General features: G+C 33.6%; 19 protein-coding genes. 16 read left to right on the top strand and 3 right to left on the bottom strand.

Going from position 1 to position 22203, the window contains the following annotated elements; translation table 11 throughout:
- Window positions 1-32: 32 nt before the first annotated feature.
- The 5 genes from GX308_00855 to hydE all read left to right on the top strand — a co-directional run bounded on the left by GX308_00855 (window position 33) and on the right by hydE (window position 5436).
- Window positions 33-251: a PspC domain-containing protein gene (locus tag GX308_00855; protein NLK20640.1), complete on the top strand. Its 219-nt coding sequence runs from the start codon at window positions 33-35 to the stop codon at window positions 249-251.
- A gap of 127 nt (window positions 252-378) precedes the next feature.
- The gene (locus GX308_00850) at window positions 379-1443 is read left to right on the top strand and encodes a flippase-like domain-containing protein (GenBank protein ID NLK20639.1); all 1065 of its coding nucleotides are present in this window, start codon (window positions 379-381) and stop codon (window positions 1441-1443) included.
- Window positions 1433-3685, top strand: a complete 2253-nt coding sequence (locus GX308_00845; protein NLK20638.1) for a glycosyltransferase — start codon at window positions 1433-1435, stop codon at window positions 3683-3685. Before GX308_00850 ends, GX308_00845 begins: the two co-directional genes overlap by 11 nt.
- A 45-nt stretch (window positions 3686-3730) precedes the next feature.
- Window positions 3731-4384 carry a DUF374 domain-containing protein gene (locus GX308_00840; protein ID NLK20637.1) on the top strand — a complete coding sequence of 218 codons (654 nt, stop codon included), beginning with the start codon at window positions 3731-3733 and terminating at the stop codon, window positions 4382-4384.
- Window positions 4381-5436: a [FeFe] hydrogenase H-cluster radical SAM maturase HydE gene (gene hydE / locus GX308_00835; protein NLK20636.1), complete on the top strand. Its 1056-nt coding sequence runs from the start codon at window positions 4381-4383 to the stop codon at window positions 5434-5436. The genes GX308_00840 and hydE overlap by 4 nt, the downstream gene beginning before the upstream one ends.
- A gap of 62 nt (window positions 5437-5498) precedes the next feature.
- Here hydE and GX308_00830 read toward each other — a convergent pair whose 3' ends face one another.
- Window positions 5499-6527, bottom strand: coding sequence for a 3-deoxy-7-phosphoheptulonate synthase (locus GX308_00830; protein NLK20635.1), 1029 nt, complete (start codon window positions 6525-6527; stop codon window positions 5499-5501).
- A gap of 131 nt (window positions 6528-6658) precedes the next feature.
- Here GX308_00830 and GX308_00825 point away from each other — a divergent pair, with 131 nt between their 5' ends.
- From GX308_00825 to GX308_00810, 4 genes are all read left to right on the top strand, one after another.
- A complete protein-coding gene (locus GX308_00825; GenBank protein ID NLK20634.1) occupies window positions 6659-7849 on the top strand; it encodes an anaerobic nitric oxide reductase flavorubredoxin in 1191 nt (396 codons plus the stop codon).
- A 132-nt stretch (window positions 7850-7981) separates the two neighbouring features.
- Complete coding sequence (locus tag GX308_00820; GenBank protein ID NLK20633.1) at window positions 7982-8347, top strand: hypothetical protein; 366 nt, start codon at window positions 7982-7984, stop codon at window positions 8345-8347.
- Window positions 8348-8581: 234 nt separating this feature from the next.
- Window positions 8582-11023 carry a hypothetical protein gene (locus GX308_00815; protein NLK20632.1) on the top strand — a complete coding sequence of 814 codons (2442 nt, stop codon included), beginning with the start codon at window positions 8582-8584 and terminating at the stop codon, window positions 11021-11023.
- Window positions 11023-12783: a hypothetical protein gene (locus GX308_00810; protein NLK20631.1), complete on the top strand. Its 1761-nt coding sequence runs from the start codon at window positions 11023-11025 to the stop codon at window positions 12781-12783. The genes GX308_00815 and GX308_00810 overlap by 1 nt, the downstream gene beginning before the upstream one ends.
- A 61-nt stretch (window positions 12784-12844) precedes the next feature.
- Here the strand turns inward: GX308_00810 and GX308_00805 are convergent, their stop codons facing one another.
- Complete coding sequence (locus GX308_00805) at window positions 12845-13843, bottom strand: ABC transporter substrate-binding protein (protein ID NLK20630.1); 999 nt, start codon at window positions 13841-13843, stop codon at window positions 12845-12847.
- 353 nt (window positions 13844-14196) lie between these two features.
- Between GX308_00805 and GX308_00800 the strand changes: the two genes are divergently transcribed.
- The 7 genes from GX308_00800 to radA all read left to right on the top strand — a co-directional run bounded on the left by GX308_00800 (window position 14197) and on the right by radA (window position 21288).
- Window positions 14197-14733, top strand: coding sequence for a zinc ribbon domain-containing protein (locus GX308_00800; protein NLK20629.1), 537 nt, complete (start codon window positions 14197-14199; stop codon window positions 14731-14733).
- Between the two features lie 13 nt (window positions 14734-14746).
- A complete protein-coding gene (locus GX308_00795; protein ID NLK20628.1) occupies window positions 14747-15214 on the top strand; it encodes a hypothetical protein in 468 nt (155 codons plus the stop codon).
- Window positions 15215-15326: 112 nt separating this feature from the next.
- On the top strand, window positions 15327-15845 hold the full coding sequence (locus tag GX308_00790) for a hypothetical protein (GenBank protein ID NLK20627.1): 519 nt from the start codon (window positions 15327-15329) through the stop codon (window positions 15843-15845).
- A complete protein-coding gene (locus GX308_00785) occupies window positions 15842-16870 on the top strand; it encodes a protein arginine kinase (GenBank protein NLK20626.1) in 1029 nt (342 codons plus the stop codon). The genes GX308_00790 and GX308_00785 overlap by 4 nt, the downstream gene beginning before the upstream one ends.
- 30 nt (window positions 16871-16900) lie before the next feature.
- On the top strand, window positions 16901-19345 hold the full coding sequence (locus GX308_00780) for an ATP-dependent Clp protease ATP-binding subunit (protein ID NLK20625.1): 2445 nt from the start codon (window positions 16901-16903) through the stop codon (window positions 19343-19345).
- 105 nt (window positions 19346-19450) lie between these two features.
- Entirely contained in the window at window positions 19451-19864 is a 414-nt protein-coding gene (locus GX308_00775) for an endosialidase (GenBank protein NLK20624.1), read from the top strand.
- A gap of 65 nt (window positions 19865-19929) precedes the next feature.
- Entirely contained in the window at window positions 19930-21288 is a 1359-nt protein-coding gene (gene radA / locus GX308_00770; GenBank protein ID NLK20623.1) for a DNA repair protein RadA, read from the top strand.
- 65 nt (window positions 21289-21353) lie between these two features.
- Here the strand turns inward: radA and GX308_00765 are convergent, their stop codons facing one another.
- Complete coding sequence (locus GX308_00765; protein ID NLK20622.1) at window positions 21354-21767, bottom strand: DUF1573 domain-containing protein; 414 nt, start codon at window positions 21765-21767, stop codon at window positions 21354-21356.
- Between the last annotated feature and the right edge of the window lie 436 nt (window positions 21768-22203).

The raw sequence follows: 22203 nt of genomic DNA, 5'->3' as shown, positions 1-22203 counted from the left end.
GGCAATAAAATATGAAATAGGAGTGTATGAAAATGGAAAAGAGATTGTATAAATCAACAATTGATAGAAAAATTAGTGGTGTTTGCGGAGGTTTAGGGAAATATCTTGGACTAGACCCGACTCTAGTAAGGATTCTATGGATTTTGTTTATATTATTTGGTGGTAGTGGGGTCTTAGCATATATTATATGTGTCTTAGTTATCCCAGATGAACCTATAGGAAATGATTACTATGGTAATAATAGCAATTAACTTTAAAAACAGTCAATGATTATAGAATAATTGACTGTTTTTTAATTTGCATTTGTTTATATAATATGTTGAAATGTGGAAACATACATATTATTATAGATATAATAAATAAAAAGGGGTTGTAAAGATGACTCACATTGTGCCACCTAGGAAATGGGCCTATATAATATTTGCATTTTTTTTCATAGGAACTTCTATTTTATCCTTAATATTTTTATATCAACATTTTGGGGACGGTACTTCCTTTCTTGAATTAAGGAAGTTTAGGTATGAAACTTTATATATTATTGGTATAATGCTTATAATGTATTATGTTTTTGATGCTCTTAGGCTTTTTTATATTATCCGTGCCTTGGATATTAAAATATCTTTTTTGTATGTTTTAAAACTAGTTTTCATAAATATATTTATATCTAATATTACTCCTTTTGCTACAGGCGGAGGTTTTGCACAGATTTATTTTTTGAATAAAAAAGGAATATCTATAGGAAACTCTACAGCTGCGACTACTATAAGAACAGTTATAGCTACTGTGTTTTTTCTTATTACGACACCCATAATTATATTTACTGAAAAAAGTTTGATTGATATCTTTTCAAAAGGCGGAGGAATTGTATATGTCTTTTTAATTATTTTTATATATTTTGTTTTAATTTACATATGTTATAAGTTTATTTATCGAACTAAAATTATTAAGGGAATAATATTTAGTAGCTTTAATTTTTTGGAAAGAAAAAAATTAATCAGCAATAGAAGAAATAAAAAATGGAGCCGTTCTCTTTATAAAGAAATAGATACATTTTCAAATAGCATTAAAAGTTTTGCTAAGGGAGAGCCGAAATATATTTTATTATCTATAGGATTTGCCATTATATATTTATTTACTCTTTTTTATTTTTCAGTGGTACTTATTAATGGATTGGGATATCATATCCCTGTTATAAGCATTATTTCTTTTCAGGTCCTTATTACTTTTATTATGTACTTTGCTATTACTCCAGGAGCATCTGGAATTGCAGAAGGGGGGTATACCTTAATTTATTCAAACTTTATCAAACGGGGGGATATTATCTCTTTAACTTTTACATGGAGGTTTGTTACGGTTTATATAGGTATGGTAATAGGCGGTATTATATTTTATAAAGAAATGTTTAAAAGTGGTTTTCCAGGAGGCTATATCAATGCAAAATAGGCAGAAAACAAGGGTCTATTTATGGGCAAATGCAGCTATATTAGCGGTACTTATATCTTTTAGAGTATGCACTTATTTTTCTAATACAGATTTATGTTCTTTAAACTATAGTAATATTAAAAGAATACAAGGATTATCCAAAAATAAAGAAGATATAACTTTTGCAGTAATAGGAAATATAAAAAGTTCTGTGGAGGTATTTGATAAACGTATTATAAAAACGATTAAGGATGATGATATAGATTTTGTTATCTCTGCAGGTAACGCTGTAGTAGATGGTTCTAATAATAAATATAGGGTTTTGAATAAAAGTATCAATAAGTTAGGTGTTCCTTTCGTCATGGCTATAGGAGAAGGAGAGGTATCGGGGGAAGGTGCATTTAGATTTTACGAATATTTTGGTCCTCTATATTTTTCTTTTGGTGCGGGGGATAGTTATTATATTTTTATCGATGCTACGGAAAAGACTTCAATGTCTTGGCAAAAAGAATGGCTTATAAGGGAGCTAGAAGAGGGAAATAAATATAAAAATAAATTTGTATTTATAAGCAAATCGCCCTATAAGCCAAATCAAATAGATTATCCTGTACATAATAATTTATATATTTCCGATGCGGCATATAGTAAATTTTTAATGGATTCTTTTACAAAATATAAAGTTAATGGGGTATTTTCATCAAGTATAGGGGTGTATCACGAAGAAATAATCAACGAGGTCCCCTATTACATCACTGGCGGAGGAGGGGGCCCTCTTGTTTTAGGTAATCAAAATAGCTTTTATCATTATGTTAAGGTAAAGCCTTCTCTTGATAAGGTTGAATGTCAAGTTAAGAAAATAGGCAAGGGAGAAGAAAAAGGATTAAAGAGCGTTTTAAGTAGCAAAGCAGCTTATTTTTATTCATTGTTTAAGATAAACTTTATCAATTTTCTAATAGGATTATTTGTATTGTCTTTAGCAATACTGTTCATTTATAAAAAGGTCATAGGAGAAGTTGATTATTATAGGGACTTTGATTATTCGGAAGATGATGACTATCAAGGTGAAAAATTAAATATAGCAATGTTTACAAATAATTATTTTCCTTTCGTGGGAGGAGTTCCAATTTCTATAGAAAGACTTTCAAGGGGACTTAGAAAACAAGGCCATAAAGTATACATATTTGCCCCAGAATACCCCCAGAAATGGGAAGACGATGAAGATAGTGTTGTCAGATGCAAATTAATTACATACTACGAAACCAATCAATTTGATTTTCCTATAGTTAATGTTTTCCTGCCAGAAATAGAAAAGGAATTTTCTATGCGTAATATAGATATACTTCATATCCATCATCCTTTTGGCATCGGCCACAAGGGACTGAAGCTTGCAAGGAAATATAATATTCCTACGGTTCTTACATACCATACAAGATATGAAAAATATGTTCATAATCTACCGGTTGGTGGTAAGCTTTTTAAAAGTAAGATTCCTCATAAAATAATAAGGAAGTTTGCTCAAAGATGCAGTACAATCATTGCGCCGACAGGAAGTGCCAAGGAATATCTTGAACATATAGGGGTGACAAGACCCATAGAAGTCCTACCGACGGGGATTGAATTTGAACAATATGAAAATATAAATATGGAAAGAGTCAAAGAAATAAAGAAAAAGTATGTTGAAAATGAAGTGTTATTATGTTCCGTATCTAGATTGACTAAAGAAAAGAACTTATACTTTCTTATAGATGGTATCAAGTATATTAGAGAAAAAACTAAAAAAGATGTAAGATGCATTATTATAGGGGATGGGCCCGAAAAGCAAAAATTACAACAAGTAATAGATGACTACAATCTACAAGACACGATTTTACTGATAGGAAAAGTAGAACCTAGGGAAATAGCATTTTACTATAGAGCCTCTGACATTTTTGTCTTTGCATCCCGTTCTGAAACTCAGGGTATGGTTCTTCTAGAAGCTATGGCAGGAATGTGTCCAGTAGTTGCAGTTCGTTCTAGTGGAACCGATGACATGATTATAGATGGCGAGAATGGATACAAAACAAAGGCAAATATCAAGGAATGGGGAGAAAAGGTAATAGAGTTGGTAGAAGACGAAGATTTAAGGGTTAAGACGGGTAAAAATGCATATGATTTCTCAAAAGGGTTTTCTATCGAAGAAATGGCAAAAAAAGCATCTAGGGTATATCATAAGACTATAAGGGAACAAGAAAATGCTCTTTCTATTAGAAAAAGTTTAGATTGATATATCTATAGAGATAGGAGTTGTATTACTGACAGGGAGGATGGCATGAAAAAAGTACATGATTTGTTTCAAAAGATTATTAGTGTCATATTTATAGTCTATATACGTTTGGTTTATGCTACTAGTAAAATTGAGTTAAGCGGTAATGGTGAATACCTTAAATCCAATCATGAAGAAAAGTTTATCTTTTCATTTTGGCATGGTTCTAGCTATTCTTTTTACCCTTTATTAAAAGGAGAGCGGCTGTGTGTAGTTACCACCAAAGACCCTAGGGGAAATTATATATCAAATATATGTAAAAGTTTTGGTTATGTGCCTATTCGTGTTCCAGATGAACCATCGGGGGGGAATTTTTTTCTGAAGATTAGGAGTATCATTAGGGAAGAGGCGAACTCCAGTGTGGCAATTACCTTTGATGGCCCCCTAGGGCCTTTTCATGAACCTAAAATCTTTCCTTTCGCAGTTGCTCTCTTTTCTAAAAGAAGAGTTGTACCTTTATCCATCAGGGTAAGAAGAAAAATATCCTTAAACAAAAGGTGGGATAAATTTGTTATTCCGTTTCCCTTTAATGAAATAAAAGTATGTATTCATGAACCAGTAGAAGTAAATAAAGAGGATTTAAAAAAAGAATTCATAGAACAAAGGATAAAGGTTAGAACCGTAATGGAGCAATGGGAAAATACCGGGGGTGCTTTATGAAAGGTTTAATTGATAAATTATATGAACTTAATAATTTAGATGATGGGGAATTACTTAAACTTTTTAAGGGTATAGATGAAGAGAATACTAAATATTTAAAGGAAAAGGCTAGGAAGACTAGGGAAAAATATTATGGGGATAAGGTATATTTACGGGGGTTAATAGAATTTACAAATTATTGCAGCAGAGATTGTGTATATTGTGGAATTCAGGCTTCCAATAAAAACGTGGACAGGTATAGGTTATCCATTGAAGAAATCCTTGAATGCTGTGAACTAGGCTATAACTTAGGATATAAAACCTTTGTACTTCAAGGGGGAGAAGATAGGTATTATAACGATGAAAAGATATTAAAAATGGTATATACCATTAAAAATAAATACCCTGAATGTGCAATAACCCTTTCAATAGGAGAAAAATCCTATGAATCCTATAAAAGATATTATGACGCAGGGGCAGACAGATATCTTCTAAGACATGAAACAGCAGATAAGAAACTATATGAAACTCTTCATCCAAAGGGCAATTTTGAAAATAGAATAAAATGTCTATGGAATCTAAAAGAAATAGGATACCAGGTGGGGGCAGGGTTTATGGTAGGACTTCCAGACCAGGCCTATGGGCATTATATAAAGGATTTAAGATTTTTAAAAGAACTTAATCCCCATATGGTAGGAGTTGGTCCGTTTATTCCTCATAAGGAAACTTCCCTTTCCAAGAAAGAAGGAGGAACCACCGAAATGACTGTTATACTGCTTGCGATTATTCGTCTTTTACTCCCTAGTGTCTTATTACCGGCAACCACAGCCCTAGGAACCTTAGATGCAACAGGAAGGGAAAAGGCTTTAAGGGCAGGGGCCAATGTAGTAATGCCCAATTTATCCCCCATCGGTATAAGGGAGAAATATTCCCTTTATGATGGAAAGATATGTACTGGAGATGAGGCAGCAGAGTGCAGAAAATGCATTGAGAAAAGAATTGAAAACGCTGGTTTTCATGTGGATTTATCTAGAGGAGATAATGCATTATATAGCAAAATAGTCAATGCCTAATATTGTCAGGCATTGACTACAAAATTACAGTGGATTGGATTAGCTATTTTAAGCATTGGGTATTATAAATTTTCAGCAATATAATAAATAAGTTTTTCAGAGTCTTCCCAGCCAAGACAAGGGTCAGTTATGGATTTACCGTAGACTCTTTCATTGGCATTTTGATTTCCTTCTTCTATATAACTTTCAATCATAAGCCCCTTTACCATATCTTTTAGAATTGGAGAATGTCTTCTACTATATAGGACCTCTTTTACAATACGGGGTTGTTCCTTAAATCTTTTCATGGAATTGGCATGATTGGTATCAACGATAATAGTAGGGTTAGTAAGCCCCCTATCTTCATAATCTTTAGCAAGATTCATCATGTCCTCATAATGATAATTTGGTATATTAGTACTATAATGATTCACTGCACCTCTTAAAACAGAATGGGCAAGGGGATTGCCACTAGTCTTAACTTCCCAACCTTGATAGAGGAAGGTATGACCATGCTGCGCAGCCTGAATGGAATTTAACATAACGGAAGTATCTCCACTAGTGGGGTTTTTCATACCTACAGGAATGTCCATACCACTTACTGTTAGGCGGTGCTGTTGGTCTTCTACAGAGCGGGCACCTATTGCCACATAGCTTAGGACATCCTGAAGATAGGTATAGTTTTCCGGATAGAGCATTTCATCTGCAGGGGTTAAGTAAGATTCACTGATGGCCCGTATATGCATTTTTCGAATTGCCTTAAGTCCCTCTAGAATATTTGGTTTATCCATGGGATCCGGTTGATGAAGCATCCCTTTATATCCTTCGCCGGTAGTTCGTGGTTTGTTAGTGTATATTCTAGGTATAATAATAATTTTTTCTTGTACTTTTTCTTGTACCTTAGCAAGACGGCCGATATAATCGCAAACAGCATCTTCATCATGGGCAGAACAAGGACCGATTATTAGGATAAATTTATTGGAACTTTTTTCTATTACAGCTTTTATTTCCTCATCTCTTTTTTGTTTAAGAATGCCTAATTCTTTAGGTAAAGGAATTTCACTTATAATCTCTTCTGCGGAAGGAATATTTCTTATGTATTTAAAGCTCATCTTAAAGCTCCTTTCTACTTAAATTTTAACCATTGTATACTTTTTTTACGTATGTGTCAATAAAAGCATGAATAGGAATTAGATTTTCAATATATACTAAAATAGATAAAAACTAAGAAGGGGTTGATTATATGTCTTTTAAAATTACAGACAGTGTAACATATGTTGGGAAAAGGGATTGGGAGCTTCGCACTTTTCATGGGGAAGAATACTCAACCCATAGAGGGTCTACATATAACTCTTATCTTATTAGAGACGAAAAAGTAGCTCTTATTGATACTATTTGGAACCCATATAGTGAAGAATTTGTAGAAAACCTTAAAAAAGAAATTGACCTTAAAGAGATAGACTATGTTATCGTTAACCATGGAGAAATAGACCACAGTGGTTCTTTGTCGCGACTTATGGAGGAAATACCCGACACGCCTATATATTGTACAAAAAATGCTGTTAGTTCTCTAAAGGGACAATATCATAAGGATTGGAATTTTAATACTGTAAAGACAGGGGATAAGCTTAGCTTAGGCAGTAAGGAACTTATATTTATCGAGGCTAGAATGCTCCATTGGCCCGATAGCATGTTTTGTTATCTTACAGAAGAAAATATCCTATTTAGTAATGATGCATTTGGTCAACATTTGGCGACTGAACAAGTCTATAATGATCTAGTAGACCAATGCGAGCTTTATCAAGAAGCAATAAAATACTATGCAAATATATTAACTCCTTTTAGTTCTTTAGTTATAGATAAAATTAAAGAGGTTTTAAGCTTCAACCTACCTCTAAATATGATTTGTACAAGCCATGGGGTCATTTGGAGAGATAATCCTGTACAAATAGTAGAACAATACCTAAAGTGGGCAGACAATTACCAAGAAAACCAAATAACTATTTTATACGATAGTATGTGGGATAATACAAAGAAGATGGCAGAAGCCATCAAAAAGGGGATACAGCAAGAGGATAAAGAAGTAATCATCAAACTATATAATATTGCTCGGACTGATAAAAACGATGTGATTACAGAAGTATTCAAATCAAAAGGAATATTGGTAGGGTCTTCCACAATTAATAATGGAATATTGTCTTCGACTGCCGCTATACTAGAAGAAATGAGAGGGTTAGGATTTAAAAATAAAAAAGCAGCAGCCTTCGGCAGCTATGGTTGGGGTGGTCAATCCACAAAGATGATTTCTGACAGATTAAAAGAAGGAGGTTTTGAGCTTATTAATGATGGAATAAGGGTTTTGTGGACTCCAGATGAAGAGGCAACTAAAAGATGTGAGGAATTTGGAAAAAGCTTTATAAAAAGTTTTGTATGATAAAGATAATAAAGATAATAGGGTATCTTCAAGATACCCTATTATTTTACATAAAAATCAAAAGGTATTGAAATTTAGAGGAATTATATATACACTATAAAGGATTACATATAATCTAAAGGGGGAAGTAAGATGGCAGCAAAAGTATCAGATTTACAGCAAAAGGTTTTACAAAAGCTAGTATTGTTAGGAGAAGAAGTGCATTATAAAATGCGCAAAAATGAACTAGAGGATTCTAAACTTAAGGCTATATCAAATGAAATATGTCTGCTAGAAAATGAAATAGCACAGGAAAACAAAAACATTATACATAAAAAGGCAGAAAAGATATGTCCAAAATGTAACCAGCCCTTGGATGAAGGGACAAAATTTTGCAATAGCTGCGGCCTTGACATTAATAAATTCTATATGGAAGAAGTAAAGGAATGCGGAGTATGTAAGGGCTTAATTCAGAAAGAATCTGCTTTTTGTAATATTTGTGGGAGTAAGCAGATATAAGGAGGGATAGTGTGTATTGTAATCAATGTGGAAATGAAAACAAATCAAGTAATAATTATTGCCATAGCTGTGGCATAAAGATCAATTTATATAATGTACCAAATGTAGCCTTTGTAAAAAAAACAGAGCGATTTTTGTAATCAATGTGGTGTTAGATTAGTAGGTCAATATTGCTCTGAATGTGGGAGACCGGTAGATATATATTCTATTAGTAATAAAAAAATCTCACTAGATATGGAAACTGTTAAGTCCAATACCCAAAATCTTATAACTAAGGATGGCTTTTTAGCCGAAAGAATTAAAAATTTTTTTTTGGAAGATAAAAAGGTCTGGATAGAATCATTAATTGGAGCAGGAATCGCATTTATAGTAGGGTTAGTTATTTGTTTTATGTTAGACCTTGTATTTTTAAGGGGTATAAAAGAAGGAATAAATGAAATATATAATCAAACCAATACAGTAGAGTCATCTATAAAAATGAGATTAAAGCCTAATGCTATTGACATACTCCAGGCATCTATGCAAACGCCGTTTAAGATATCTTTTAGGGGTAATTTAGGAGGGACAAATAACAATATATTAATTTCATTTAGATTTGCGTTTCTTTTATTTTTATTAATACCCGGAAGTTCATTTTTAGCGGGAAATTTTAGGAAATACAAAGAAGGCAGCTCTACTATAGATGGTTTAGGGTATTATATAAGAACATCACTAATCTTTAGTATTGTTTTAAATGTATTTTCTTTACTCAACTACAAATTGATTTCCGGAGCAAACAAATTTATTATAGACTTTTCTTTTAAATTTCACGGAGGATTTGCATTTTTCAGAGGATTATTGGGAACTTTTATGATAGCATTTCTTATTCAATTAATCTGGAGCCTAATAATAAAGAAGGAAAGCATATCAAATATTTATAAGGAAATGCCCTTTTCAGATAGTATTGGCTCCTTTGTATGGATTATTAAATGGCAGTTTATATACAGCGGAATATTAGTTCTTGTTCTATATATTTTATCAGTGATCGGTATTTTGGGAAGTGAAATGGCAAATACGATGAGAAATATAAAAGCCCTGTTATTTATTCCTAGTCTGTGGGGGTATGGAGCTTTAGCTGTACTTGGTAATGGATTTCGTGTACAAATCGGACAAGCATTTATTAAATTGGGCCTTTTTAGGGTAGCAGCGGAAGGGGTATTACCTGGTTCTGTAGATAAATCTTATGCCTTTACAGGCCTGAATGTATTGGTAGTATTGGGAACAATAGTTATTTTATATTTAGGCTTTAAGAGGATTAAAGATAAGAAAAACTGGAAAGATTTTGGAGTATTGGGTATCCTATTAGCAGTTTGGAATGTGACTTTGGCAATCACTACCCAATCGTATATTAATATAAGGGGTAATCTTGATACAGTTGGGGAGGCATTATCCATACTAGGTTTAGATATTCCCGTATATTTGCAGGAAAAAATGTGGGTGGGATACTCACCAGTATTTGTTTTTATTAATATCTTCGTATGGATTTTACTGTTTGGAATACTTAAATATTTTGGTGGAGAAAAAATAAAGCTAGATGTTTTAGAAGAAAAACTAATGAAATATCGTACATGGTGTCTAGCAGGTGGTGGAATATTAGTGTCGGTGATGATGGTAGTAGGATTTAAGGTAGTATCACCACAACCTAAGAATGTTAAGACCAATGAAAACAGAGCGAATGTGAAGGCTGTATCCCTACTTGGAAAAGATAATAGTTCTCAGATAAATGATACCTTTAATATTAATAATATAGAAACCGTGCTATTAGGTAACAATAATACATATTTTATAAAAACACATAATTCTATTTATAGATATGAGCCAAGGAAAAATAAAATTAAACCAATCTACCAAACAAATGGAGAAATCGTCTTTTTAAATATTTCTAAGGATAATGAAAAACTAGCATTATACGATGAATCCTATGATGGCGATAAAGTAATCATTATCAACGATAAGGGAAAAGAATTAAATAAAAAACCTTTTAATGATTTATATAATTTACAATGGAATTCTAAGGGAAGCGCGCTTATTTTAGAAGGGGTTACCCATCAAATGATGTTTCCTAAAAGAAGTGACAATGAGATGCTCGAAATAGGGGGAAACAATCTAATATGGACCGGGGATGATAAGATTGCCTTTCTTGAGGATGAAAAAGTATATGAATACGATTATAAAAGCAAAGTTAAAAAGGATATGGAATTAGAAGCTAACTCCCTATGGAATGGAGGAGCAAAGGTACTGGCAATAAAAAATGAGAATAGGGAAATAGAAAATGAAGATGGTAGCATAACTTCCGAATACATAACCTTTTTAGAAAGTATGGATCATACGATTTCAGAAGAATCTATTAATGAGACGATAATGCAGTATCTAGTAGATGATAATAATCAAAAATATATTATCAAGCATGATAAAGAAGGCGATAACATACTAGAAATACTAAGAAAAGACGAAACTATTGCATTAGAAAATGAAGTTTCTTATATATCGGATATCTCAGAAAAGGACGGAAAGCTGATAGTAAGGCGTATGGATACTCTAGATTACTTTATGTATGATGCAAAATCAAATGAGTGGGAAAATATTACGATGAATCTTATATATACACTAGAGCAGATGAAAGAAGGTGCAAACTGATGAATAGATGGAAGAGGGGGTTTTTATTCTGCCTATTATTTACACTTGTTGTTATCTTGTCGGGTTGTGGAGCCCAAATTACATCTAACATAAGTATTGATGAAGACGGTAAGGGAACAAAAACCGTTTATGCCTACATTAGTAGTAGTGATCTCGAGTATGTAGAAGGTGGAATTAATGCTCTAGAAGAAGTTTTGACTAAAGCAAAGCCGGATGTATTAACAATGTCGAAAGAAGATTCGGAAACTGCCGGGTCAGGGGTTCAGTATGTTTTTACATATAGCTTTGATAGCATTGATGATTATAATAAAAAAACGGAAGCCATTACGGGGAAACCCCATGATGCTATTTATGTTGCTGAAGAGAGTTTATTTGGTAGAGTTTATCGTTTTGAAGAAACAAATCCCTCTTATGATCTTGTAAAATGGGCTACGGATGCAGTAGATGCTTCAGAAATAATTTCAGAGGGTAGTGGGACAGACTTGTTTGACATGCAAGACATAACTGTTGATATTCCAGGGTATTCTGATTCATTCTATAATAGGACCGCAAATATTAAAGCAGAAGTAGATGAAACCTACCCTATAAAAAGAATAGAAATAAATACTTTCTTAGACTTTAAGGATACTATTACTAGAGAATTAAAAATAATATTTGATTCAAATATAGATAGCAAGATAGGTCAAAAAGATCTTAAAGATTACTTTCACAAGTTTTGCAATAAAGTAGAAAGAAAAGAAGAATCAGGAGAAGGTATATATACACTTTTATTTGAAAAAATGACCACTGAACAGTTAACCGAAGAAATGAACAAGTTATCAAAGGATAAGCAAAATAAAATACATTTAACTCCCAGTAAACATTCTAACACTCTACATCCTTTTTATAATTTTGATGAAGATATTGTAATTGACGAACTGTTAAAGGGAACCTACGTTAATGATAATGTAATGTATAGATTATATTATCCCAGGGGTTATGAATATTCTATTGATGGAACAAGATATTTTAATGGATACATAGATGATGAAAAAAATCAGGCTGCATTAGAATCTTATTATTCTGGGGAAGAAGTATTTTCAGTTTTTGGAGAATTTGAAAAGAGATTTTACATGAATTCCATTGATATTTCCGTAAAGATTTTAAATAACAATAAGGCAGAAAAAAGCACGAAATACATATGGAATAAGTATACTGCTAATGAAATAGGTTATGAAGAACTTGACTTGTATTTTAAAGAATTACACCCACAGATAAAGGTTATGGAAAGCGGACAACAAAGGATATACGAAGACGTATGTAATATTACTAAAGAAACAAATCAAAATTCCAGTGAAAACTTTAGTTATTATAAAAAAACAGAGGTGTCCGATAATAATAAGGATGTGTATTTATTATACGATTCTATATCCTTTAATTCTATATTAGGAGGATTAGGATTAGAAGAAGGAATAAATTATGATGTGTATATACCTAATAATTCAAAATTAAAATATGCTTCAGGTAACAGGGAAACTAAACGTATTGAAAAGAACACGAAAACTAAGACTGATGAAGATAAAAAAGAGCAATTACTTCAATTTAGGTTTAATGAAAATCACGCAGTAGTAAAAGTTTTATTAGAAAAGACTGCATTTCCTATTGTTTCCTTATTGATTTTAGGGCTGATTTTATTTATCGGAATGGTGGTAATTATTGCATTAGTAGTTAGAATAAAAAGAAAGAAAGATACTTCTTCAAATCAAGATGAACTTTCTTAAACAAAATAAAAGCATGGCAATTGCCATGCTTTTATTTTGGGCATATAGGCTTAACCTTTTGTTATTTTTTAATAGCTTCTTCTGCAAAATCAGTTGTTACAATATCTTCATAAGGAGCTCTTTTATCTAGAACACCTCCGATTTCTAATATCTCTTGAAGTAAAGTTAATGATTCTTCACTCATAACTGGGGTTTCGGGCCATGTATCTTGATCTTTATATCTTTTTATTATAATTGTCAGGAGTTCTTTATCTGTTTCCTTAAATTGCGGATGGATAGCCTCGGCGATTTCTTCAGGAGTATGTTCATTAACCCATACTAGAGCTTTATAAAGAGCATTTGTGAATTTTTGTACTGTTTCAGGATTTTTTTCTGCGTATTCTTTAGAAGCCATAAAAACGGTATAGGGTACTTTACCACTGGCTGTTCCTAGGGAAGCAACAACATGACCATTGCCTTGATACTCGATAGTAGAAGCAGTAGGTTCAAACTCTACGGAATAATCCCCCATGCCACCTACGAATGCCCCAGCGGTTGCAGTAAATTGTAAATTTGTAATGATATTTACATCCTCAAAGGGTTTTATATCATTTTGTTTTAAAATGTATTCGAATACCATTTGAGGCATTCCTCCTGGGCGTCCACCAATAACAGTTTTTCCTTTTAAGTCAGACCATTGAAAATTAGGCTCTTCTTCACGGCTTACAAGGAAATTTCCAGCTCTTTGAGTTTGTTGAGCAAATATAATACCGTGATTTTCTTGGCCTTCATTGTAAACATATACAGCAGCCTCAGTTCCCATCATTCCAATATCAGCATCTCCAGAAATAAGGGCTGTCATAGACTTATCTGCTCCCCAACCAGAAGAAAGTTCGATTTTAAGGCCTTCTTCCTCAAAAAAGCCTTTTTCGATTGCTACATACTGTGGGGCATAAAATGCGGAGTGCACTACCTCGTTAAGCCTAATTTTAGTTAAGTTATCATTACTACAACCGGTAAAAAAGCTGCCCATTATTCCTAAAATAAGCATAAGAATAATGCTAAATTTTAATTTGCGCATAGATAAACCTCCCTTAAAGAATAGATACTGTATTGTATTCAATTCCAACTTGTACTTGTGAATAAATGGGGCTGGAAATAATCCCAAATAATATTTAAGCAGTACCCTATACCGAATAAAAACTGTATTGCTATATAGTTAGTAATATGGTTTTTTAATTTTAAGAGAAAGATAATATTAAAAAAGTAAAGCAATGATATATTGCATTATTATAATATGAGATATATAATAAATAATAATAGATATTAATTGAGAAAAGAGTAACTGAACAATGGCTATTTACCAGAAATTATCAATATGATAAAATAATACTTAGTATAATATAAAGTTAAAATATATAAGAAGGTGAAAACATGCCATTTGATGATTGGAGAAATAAACTAGCTCAAGCATTGAAAACTGTAAAAGATGGTACGGGGGAATTATATCAGACTACCAAGGTAAATGTGGATCTTGGCAAAGAACAGGAAGTTTTAAAAAAAATATATTACGAAATAGGAAAAAAGGTCCATGAAATATATCAGTACGGAGGTTCCTTGGGGAAATTCTTTGATGAAAAATATACAGAAATAAAAGAAGTGGAAGAAAAGATTGAGGAACTCCAAAAGAAGATGGAGGAGCTTAGAAAATCAAGAATATGTATCGAATGCGGAAAAGAAGTGGAAAAAGGTGCAAAATTTTGCCCAAAGTGTGGGGCGCCTATGAATGACAGTGCGAAGGAAGAAGCGATGGCTAAAATAGTAAAAAAAGAAGAATCTCAGGATACCTTGTCCCAAATAAAAAACAAAGTACAATCCCAAAAGGTAGAAATAAAACGATGTCCAACCTGTAGGGCGGAAAACCAAATGGAAGATAAATTCTGCCTATCTTGTGGCAGAGCACTTTTTTAAAAGGAGAAAAAACATGAAATATCTTGAAAAAATAATAAAAAACATGGAAACAGCAACGGCATATATAGGTAAAAAAGCAAGGGATGGTATTGATTTTGCAAGACTTAAAAATACCTTATCAAAGGAGGTTAAAGATCTTAATATATTATACAAAGAACTAGGGAAACTCTCCTATGAAATCCATATTAGCTATAATGGTGATGCAGATAACATAAATAAAATCGATAATATATGTAGACAAATCAAAGAACAAATTAAAACAATTAAAAGATTGGAAAATGAAATAAAGAACATGAAAGAAGTAAATGGTGAACTTGAGGATATAAATGAGGATGTCCTAAAAGATAATATGGATAAAAGATATGCCATGGAACCTACAATAGGGGTGGGAGGATTTGCATTATTAAAATTTTGCCCTAACTGCCAAGTGGGAAATAGTCCAGAAACTAAAAAGTGCATCGCCTGTGGTGGGAAGTTATAAGCATATATTTTAAAGCATCTTATGTTATATTTATAAATGCCATGTATAAATAGCAAGAAATTGTGGGATATATAGGAAAAAGAATTGTAACTTAAGGAAAGGGGGAAATCATATGCTATGTGAACGCTGTGGTAAGAACATAGCATCGGTACATGTAACCCATATTAACAATGGGGAAAAAGCAGAAGTATATCTTTGCGAACATTGTGCAAAGGAAACAGAAACCATTCACTTTCATACCCCAATATCTTTCCAAGATTTTCTAACGGGATTATTGGATATGTCTTTGGGGGGGCAGGCACAATCAAAAGGTTATAAGGAAAACAACGAAGTATTTCAATGTCCTACTTGCAAGATGACATATGATGATTTTAAAAAGATAGGGCGTTTTGGATGTTCGAACTGCTATTTAACTTTTAAAAAACAGCTAAACCCTATTATAAAAAAACTTCATGGTGATAATATCCATACGGGAAAATTTCCTAATAGGATTGCAGGCAAATTAAAGATAAAAAGAGAAGTAGAAATCCTTAAAAAGGAACTCCAAAAGGCAATTAAGGCAGAAGAGTTCGAAAGAGCAGCTGAGCTTAGGGATAAAATCCACACACTTAAACAGGGGGGGAAAGAATGAACAAGTGGTATGAAGGAAATTTAGATACAGGTATTGTAGTCTCTAGTAGAATTCGATTAGCTAGAAATTATAAAAAATATCCTTTTTCTGCTCGTATTCCACAGCCACAAGCTGAAGATATGATTAATGAAACTAAAAGGGCCTTATTGTCTGGAAATACGATTTTATCTAGGGAGTTTGAGTATATTCCTGTATTTGGAAAGACCCCCCTAGATAAGAGGGCCTTGATGGAAAGCCATGTCATTAGCCCTGAATTGGTTAAAAAGGCGGCTCCTTGTGGAGTTCTACTTAGAAACGATGAAACCCTAAGTATAATGGTTAATGAAGAAGATCATATTAGGATACAATCCGTAGCAATAGGAATGGACATGGAAAAGGCATGGGACTTAGCAGATAAAGTAGATGATGTTCTAGAAGAATCCATAGAATATGCCTTTGATGAAGAATTAGGATACTTAACTTCTTGCCCCACAAATGTGGGAACAGGGATGAGGGCATCTTATATGATTCATATCCCTGCTCTTGAATGGTCGGGGCAGCTACAAAACATTCTCCAAGCTATTGGAAAATTAGGAATTACAGTTAGAGGATTATATGGTGAAGGAACAACGGCCCAAGGAAGTCTCTATCAAATCTCAAATCAGATTACCCTAGGTCAATCAGAGGATGAAATAATAGAGAATTTAAACAATATAACCTTACAAATTGTAGAGAGAGAAAGGCAAATAAGGGAAGGAATCCTGATAGAAAAAAGAGCAGAGTTTCAAGATAGAATTTATAGATCTTATGGAACACTTTATTATGCTAAAATGTTATCTACAAAAGAAGCCGCAACCCTTCTATCAGATATTAAGATGGGCTATGAAATGGGTATACTAGAGGAACCTAAGCCGGTTCTCAATTTTTATGAGTTTATGATATATATACAATCCGCCAATCTACAAAAAAGGGTAGGGATGGATTTAAATAGCCAGGAAAGGGATACCCATAGGGCATCTTTTATAAGAAAACAATTTGAAAAATAAATGTACAAATAAAAAGGAGGAATGCTTAATATGATGGGAAAATTTACAAAAAGGGCCCATGAGGCATTACAGGCTTCTCAAATAGCAGCAGCAGAATTAGGGCATGGATATGTGGGTACTGAGCATTTATTATTAGGCTTAATCCGCGGAGAAGATAGCGTGGCTGAAAGGGCATTAAAAAACCAAGGGGTCTCGGAAAAGGATATAGTAGATAAGCTGAAATCTGTTATTGGTAGCGGTGATGTGGTGACAGCAGAGCCACAGGACTTCACACCTAGGGCCAAAAGAATTTTAGAAATGAGCCTTAGGGAAGCACTGAAAATGGGAACAGGATATATAGGTACGGAACACCTTCTTTTAGCCCTTCTTAGAGAACCAGATTCGATAGCAATAAAACTACTTAGTAGTTTAGGAATTAATCCCCAAAAAATATATGATGACATTATGAGCATGCTAGGAGAAGGGGAAAAATCTCAAGATGGAACGCCAATGAGTAAGCAGGGAAGAAGGACAGGCAAATCAGATACCCCTACCTTAGATCAATTTAGCAGGGACCTAACTGTAATGGCAACGGAACAGAAATTTGATCCGATTATAGGAAGGGATAAGGAAATAGAAAGAGTTATTCAGGTATTAAGTAGGAGAACTAAAAATAACCCTTGTCTTGTAGGAGAACCAGGAGTAGGTAAAACAGCCATAGCAGAAGGTTTGGCACAAAAAATAGTAGAAGGCAATATCCCAGAAATTCTAAAAAATAAGAGGGTTGTATCCCTTGATTTATCTGCAATGGTTGCAGGTTCCAAATATAGAGGGGAATTCGAAGAAAGAATAAAAAAGGCATTAGATGAAATCCGTACATCAGGAGATGTAATACTATTTATTGATGAGCTTCATACAATAATAGGGGCGGGGGCTGCAGAAGGGGCAATTGATGCCTCTAATATATTAAAGCCTTCCTTGGCTAGGGGAGAAATCCAAGTAATAGGGGCTACAACCCTAGACGAATATAGAAAATATATTGAAAAGGATGCGGCTTTGGAACGCCGTTTTCAGCCGGTGAAAGTAGAACAACCAACGGAAGACGAGGCAATAGAAATACTAAAGGGATTAAGAGATAAATATGAAGCCCACCACCAAGTCCATATCACAGATGAATCCATTGTAGCAGCTGTAAAACTATCAAGCAGATATATAACCGACAGGTTTTTACCGGATAAAGCAATTGATTTAGTTGATGAAGCGGCTTCGAGGGTAAGGCTTCGTACTTTTACAGCACCCCCCAATGTTAAGGAGCTAGAAGAAAAGTTAGAAGAATTGGAAAAAGAAAAGGAAGCAGCTATTAAAACAGAAGAGTTTGAAAAAGCGGGGGAAATTAAAAAGAAACAAGATGAAATTAAAAAACAACTGGAAGATGAAAAAAACAATTGGAAAGACAGTCATACAAAATCAGCGCAAGTGGTTACAGAGGATGAAATTGCAGATATTGTAGCTAGTTGGACTGGAATACCTGTGCGCAAATTAGCCGAAGAGGAAAGCGAACGCCTAAGAAATATGGAAGGAATTCTTCATAAACGGGTTATAGGTCAAAAAGAAGCGGTAAAGGCAGTATCGAAGGCAATAAGGAGAGGGAGAGTAGGGCTAAAAGATCCCAATAGGCCGATTGGTTCTTTCTTATTCCTAGGGCCAACTGGAGTTGGTAAAACAGAACTTACTAAAGCTTTAGCTGAGGCTCTATTTGGGGATGAGAATTCGATGATACGCATTGATATGTCGGAATACATGGAAAAACATAGTGTATCTAAGTTAATTGGTTCCCCACCGGGATATGTGGGATATGACGAAGGTGGACAACTAAGTGAAAAAGTAAGGAGAAAGCCTTATTCAGTTATCCTTTTTGACGAGGTGGAAAAAGCACACCCCGATGTATTTAATATCCTTCTTCAAGTATTGGACGATGGTCATATAACAGATGCTCAGGGAAGAAGAATTGATTTTAAAAATACAGTTATCATTATGACCTCTAATATTGGAGCGAGGAATATTATTGCCCCAAAAAGATTAGGTTTCACTTCCGTGGATAATGTAGCAAAAGACTATGAAGACATGAAGAAGAATGTAATGGATGAAGTAAAAAGGATATTTAGGCCTGAATTTTTAAATAGAATCGATGAGATGATAGTATTCCATCCTCTAGATCGGGAAGATATTAAAAATATTGTATCCATTATGATTGGGCAACTGGCAAAACGAATAAAACAAAACATGGGTATTGCCATAGAAATTACTGAGACTGCCAAGGAATATTTAGCTAAAGAAGGATTTGATCAAGCCTACGGGGCTAGGCCTCTAAGAAGGGCAATACAATCAAAGATTGAAGATGAGATGGCAGAGCAGATTTTAGATGGCAAAATCAAAGAAAATGACAGTATAAAAATTGACTTAGAAGATGAAAAATTGTCCTTTATAAAACTCTAGGCATGAATTTTTTGTGTAAATTTTAGAATATAGATTTTCGATGGAATTAATGAGTAAAATAAGGTATAATGAAATAAAGTATAATTAGTCTAGGGGGTTACGAGTGTGGCAGTTATTAGAGAGTTAATACGTGTAGAAGATGATAAGACCATAAGCTTTGGGAACCATCTAATGGAAACAAAAAAGAAAGTGCTGGATTTTGAAGTAGATGGCGACTTATATAAAGTAAAAACATATAATAAGATTACAAAGCTAGAAAAGAACGGCATTTTATTATATGAATCAGTCCCTGGGACAACAGTTCACTATTTTAATATGAATGAGAAACTTGTTTCATTTTCTGTGGAGGGGGAAGAGGATGCCCAAATTACTATGGAATTAGAACCTGAAAAGGATTATAAAATATTTATTGAAAATGTGCAGGTAGGAAAGGTAAAATCAAGTCTGGCAGGGAAAGTAACATTTAGTGTTGAACTTAATGGCAGGGAGAAAGACATTAAAATAGAAAAATTAGGCTAATAATAAAGCACATCTATAATAGATGTGCTTTATAGATTTATATCAATAGAAAAAAGGAAGATAATATGGCGAAAACAAAAAATGTTTATGTATGTCAAGAATGTGGATATGAATCCCCAAGATGGCTTGGAAAGTGCCCAGGCTGTAATGAGTGGAGTACTTTTGTTGAAGAAATAGTAGCTAAAAAGGCATCTATTCAATCTAAGACCAATATAAAACTTAACCCAGTGATATTAGAAGATATAGGAATTGACAAAGAAGAGAGAATATTAACCGGGGCAGGAGAATTGGATAGAGTATTAGGGGGAGGGATAGTAAAGGGTTCCTTGGTGTTAGTAGGGGGGGATCCGGGAATAGGAAAATCCACTTTGCTGCTGCAGATGTGTGAATATATAGGAGAAAAAGGAAGCAAAATACTGTATGCCTCAGGAGAAGAATCCATTAGACAGATTAAGATGAGAGCTGACAGATTAGGAGTAGCTACAAAAAATTTACTCCTTATATCAGAAACCAATATAGACTTAATAGAAGGAGTAATAAGTAGTAGTAAGCCTGATTTAGTCATAATAGACTCAATACAAACAGTTTTTAGAGAAGAGATAACATCGGCGCCGGGGAGTGTGAGCCAAGTTAGAGAAGCCACTTCAAGTTTAATGAGAATTTCAAAAGATCAAAACATATCCATCGTTATTGTAGGCCATGTGACAAAAGAAGGATCTCTTGCAGGGCCGAGGGTTTTAGAACATATGGTGGATACAGTACTATATTTTGAAGGAGAAAGGCATGCAGCCTATCGTATTTTAAGAGCGGTTAAAAACCGTTTTGGTTCGACTAATGAAATTGGAGTTTTTGAAATGCAAGATAAGGGATTAGCAGAGGTAAAGAACCCCTCAGAGCTGATGTTAGCAGGAAGACCCTTTAATGTTTCAGGTTCCGTTGTCACATGCAGCATGGAAGGGACAAGACCTATGTTAGTAGAAGTACAGGCCCTAGTGAGCTTTACTAATTTTGGAATGCCGAGAAGAACAGCGACGGGTATAGATTATAATAGGGTAGTTCTTTTAATGGCGGTACTGGAAAAAAGGGTGGGGATGCAATTAATAAGCTATGATAGCTACGTAAACTTAGCAGGGGGAATCAAGATTACCGAACCTGCCATTGATTTGGGAGTAATTGCAGCGATTGCTTCTAGTTTTAAGGACCAAGCAATAGATCCTCACATGGTAGTGTTTGGAGAAATAGGATTAACAGGAGAAATAAGAGGGATAAGTATGGCAGAAAAAAGAGTAATAGAATCAGCTAAATTGGGGTTTAAATCCTGTGTTATACCAAAGGCTAACCTAAGGGGAATGAAAAAGGTAGATGGTATAAAAGTATACGGGGTGGAGAATGTTAGTGAAGCTCTTCAAATTATATTAAGATAATATATTAAAATATTTATGGGCGAATTAATTCGCCCATAAAACTATACCAAAAAGATTTGTGTCATTTACCGTAATGTGAACTTTCCCAACATGCGAACCCGATTTAATTCTTTAATAATAATATCATATAGATTTAAGTCTAAGGTATTGCATAAAGAGGCGAGATAAAATAAATTTCTACCGATTTCTTTTTCTATTAGGTCACGGCAGTTTTCACATAAATCGCCCTGTATATGGTCATTCATCATAGGTTTTAGATCTTCTAATGAAAAATCGGAATCATTATCTGGATATTTTTGTTTGTCAGCGAGAATTTTAATACAGCCACAATGGGTAGTTGCTTTAACGATATTTCGATTAACACGGGAACAGGAATCCTGGTACTTTGTAATTTGATCTAATATACTTTTATTTCGAACCAAAAGATTTTCTACTGTATACTGGAATTCATCAGTTATAGTACTTCTAAGATCAGACATACGGGTCACTCCTCTTAAACATGTTTTTACCTTAAGTCTATTATACCATAAGTTTATTTATTTAAGAAAGAGTTATTAAGGATTATAATTTAGAAAGAACTAGTAATTCTAACTACCCCATCGAAATTGCTCTATAAAAGTAAAAAATGAGAAATTATATTGACATGGATTAGTTTTTTGTATATAATAATTTTCGCAGCAAAAATTTAAGACAAACAAACATTAATGGAATAAAATGTAATTAGAAAAATGATTGACAGGTTGTACAAAAAATGTTATGATATATTTTGTCGGCAAAAAGAAAGTAGCCGTTGATCCTTGAAAACTAAACAGCACAAACCAAACCCATCAATTCTTAAAGAATTGTATAAAAGATTTCAAAACGCAAGCATCATCTTGCAAAGGATATTAACATGAGAGTTTGATCCTGGCTCAG

The sequence above is a fragment of the Candidatus Epulonipiscium sp. genome, assembly GCA_012519205.1.
GTDB lineage: Bacteria > Bacillota > Clostridia > Lachnospirales > Defluviitaleaceae > JAAYQR01.
Note: the sequence above shows the minus strand (reverse complement) of the source record. Positions and strands in the feature narration are given on the sequence as shown.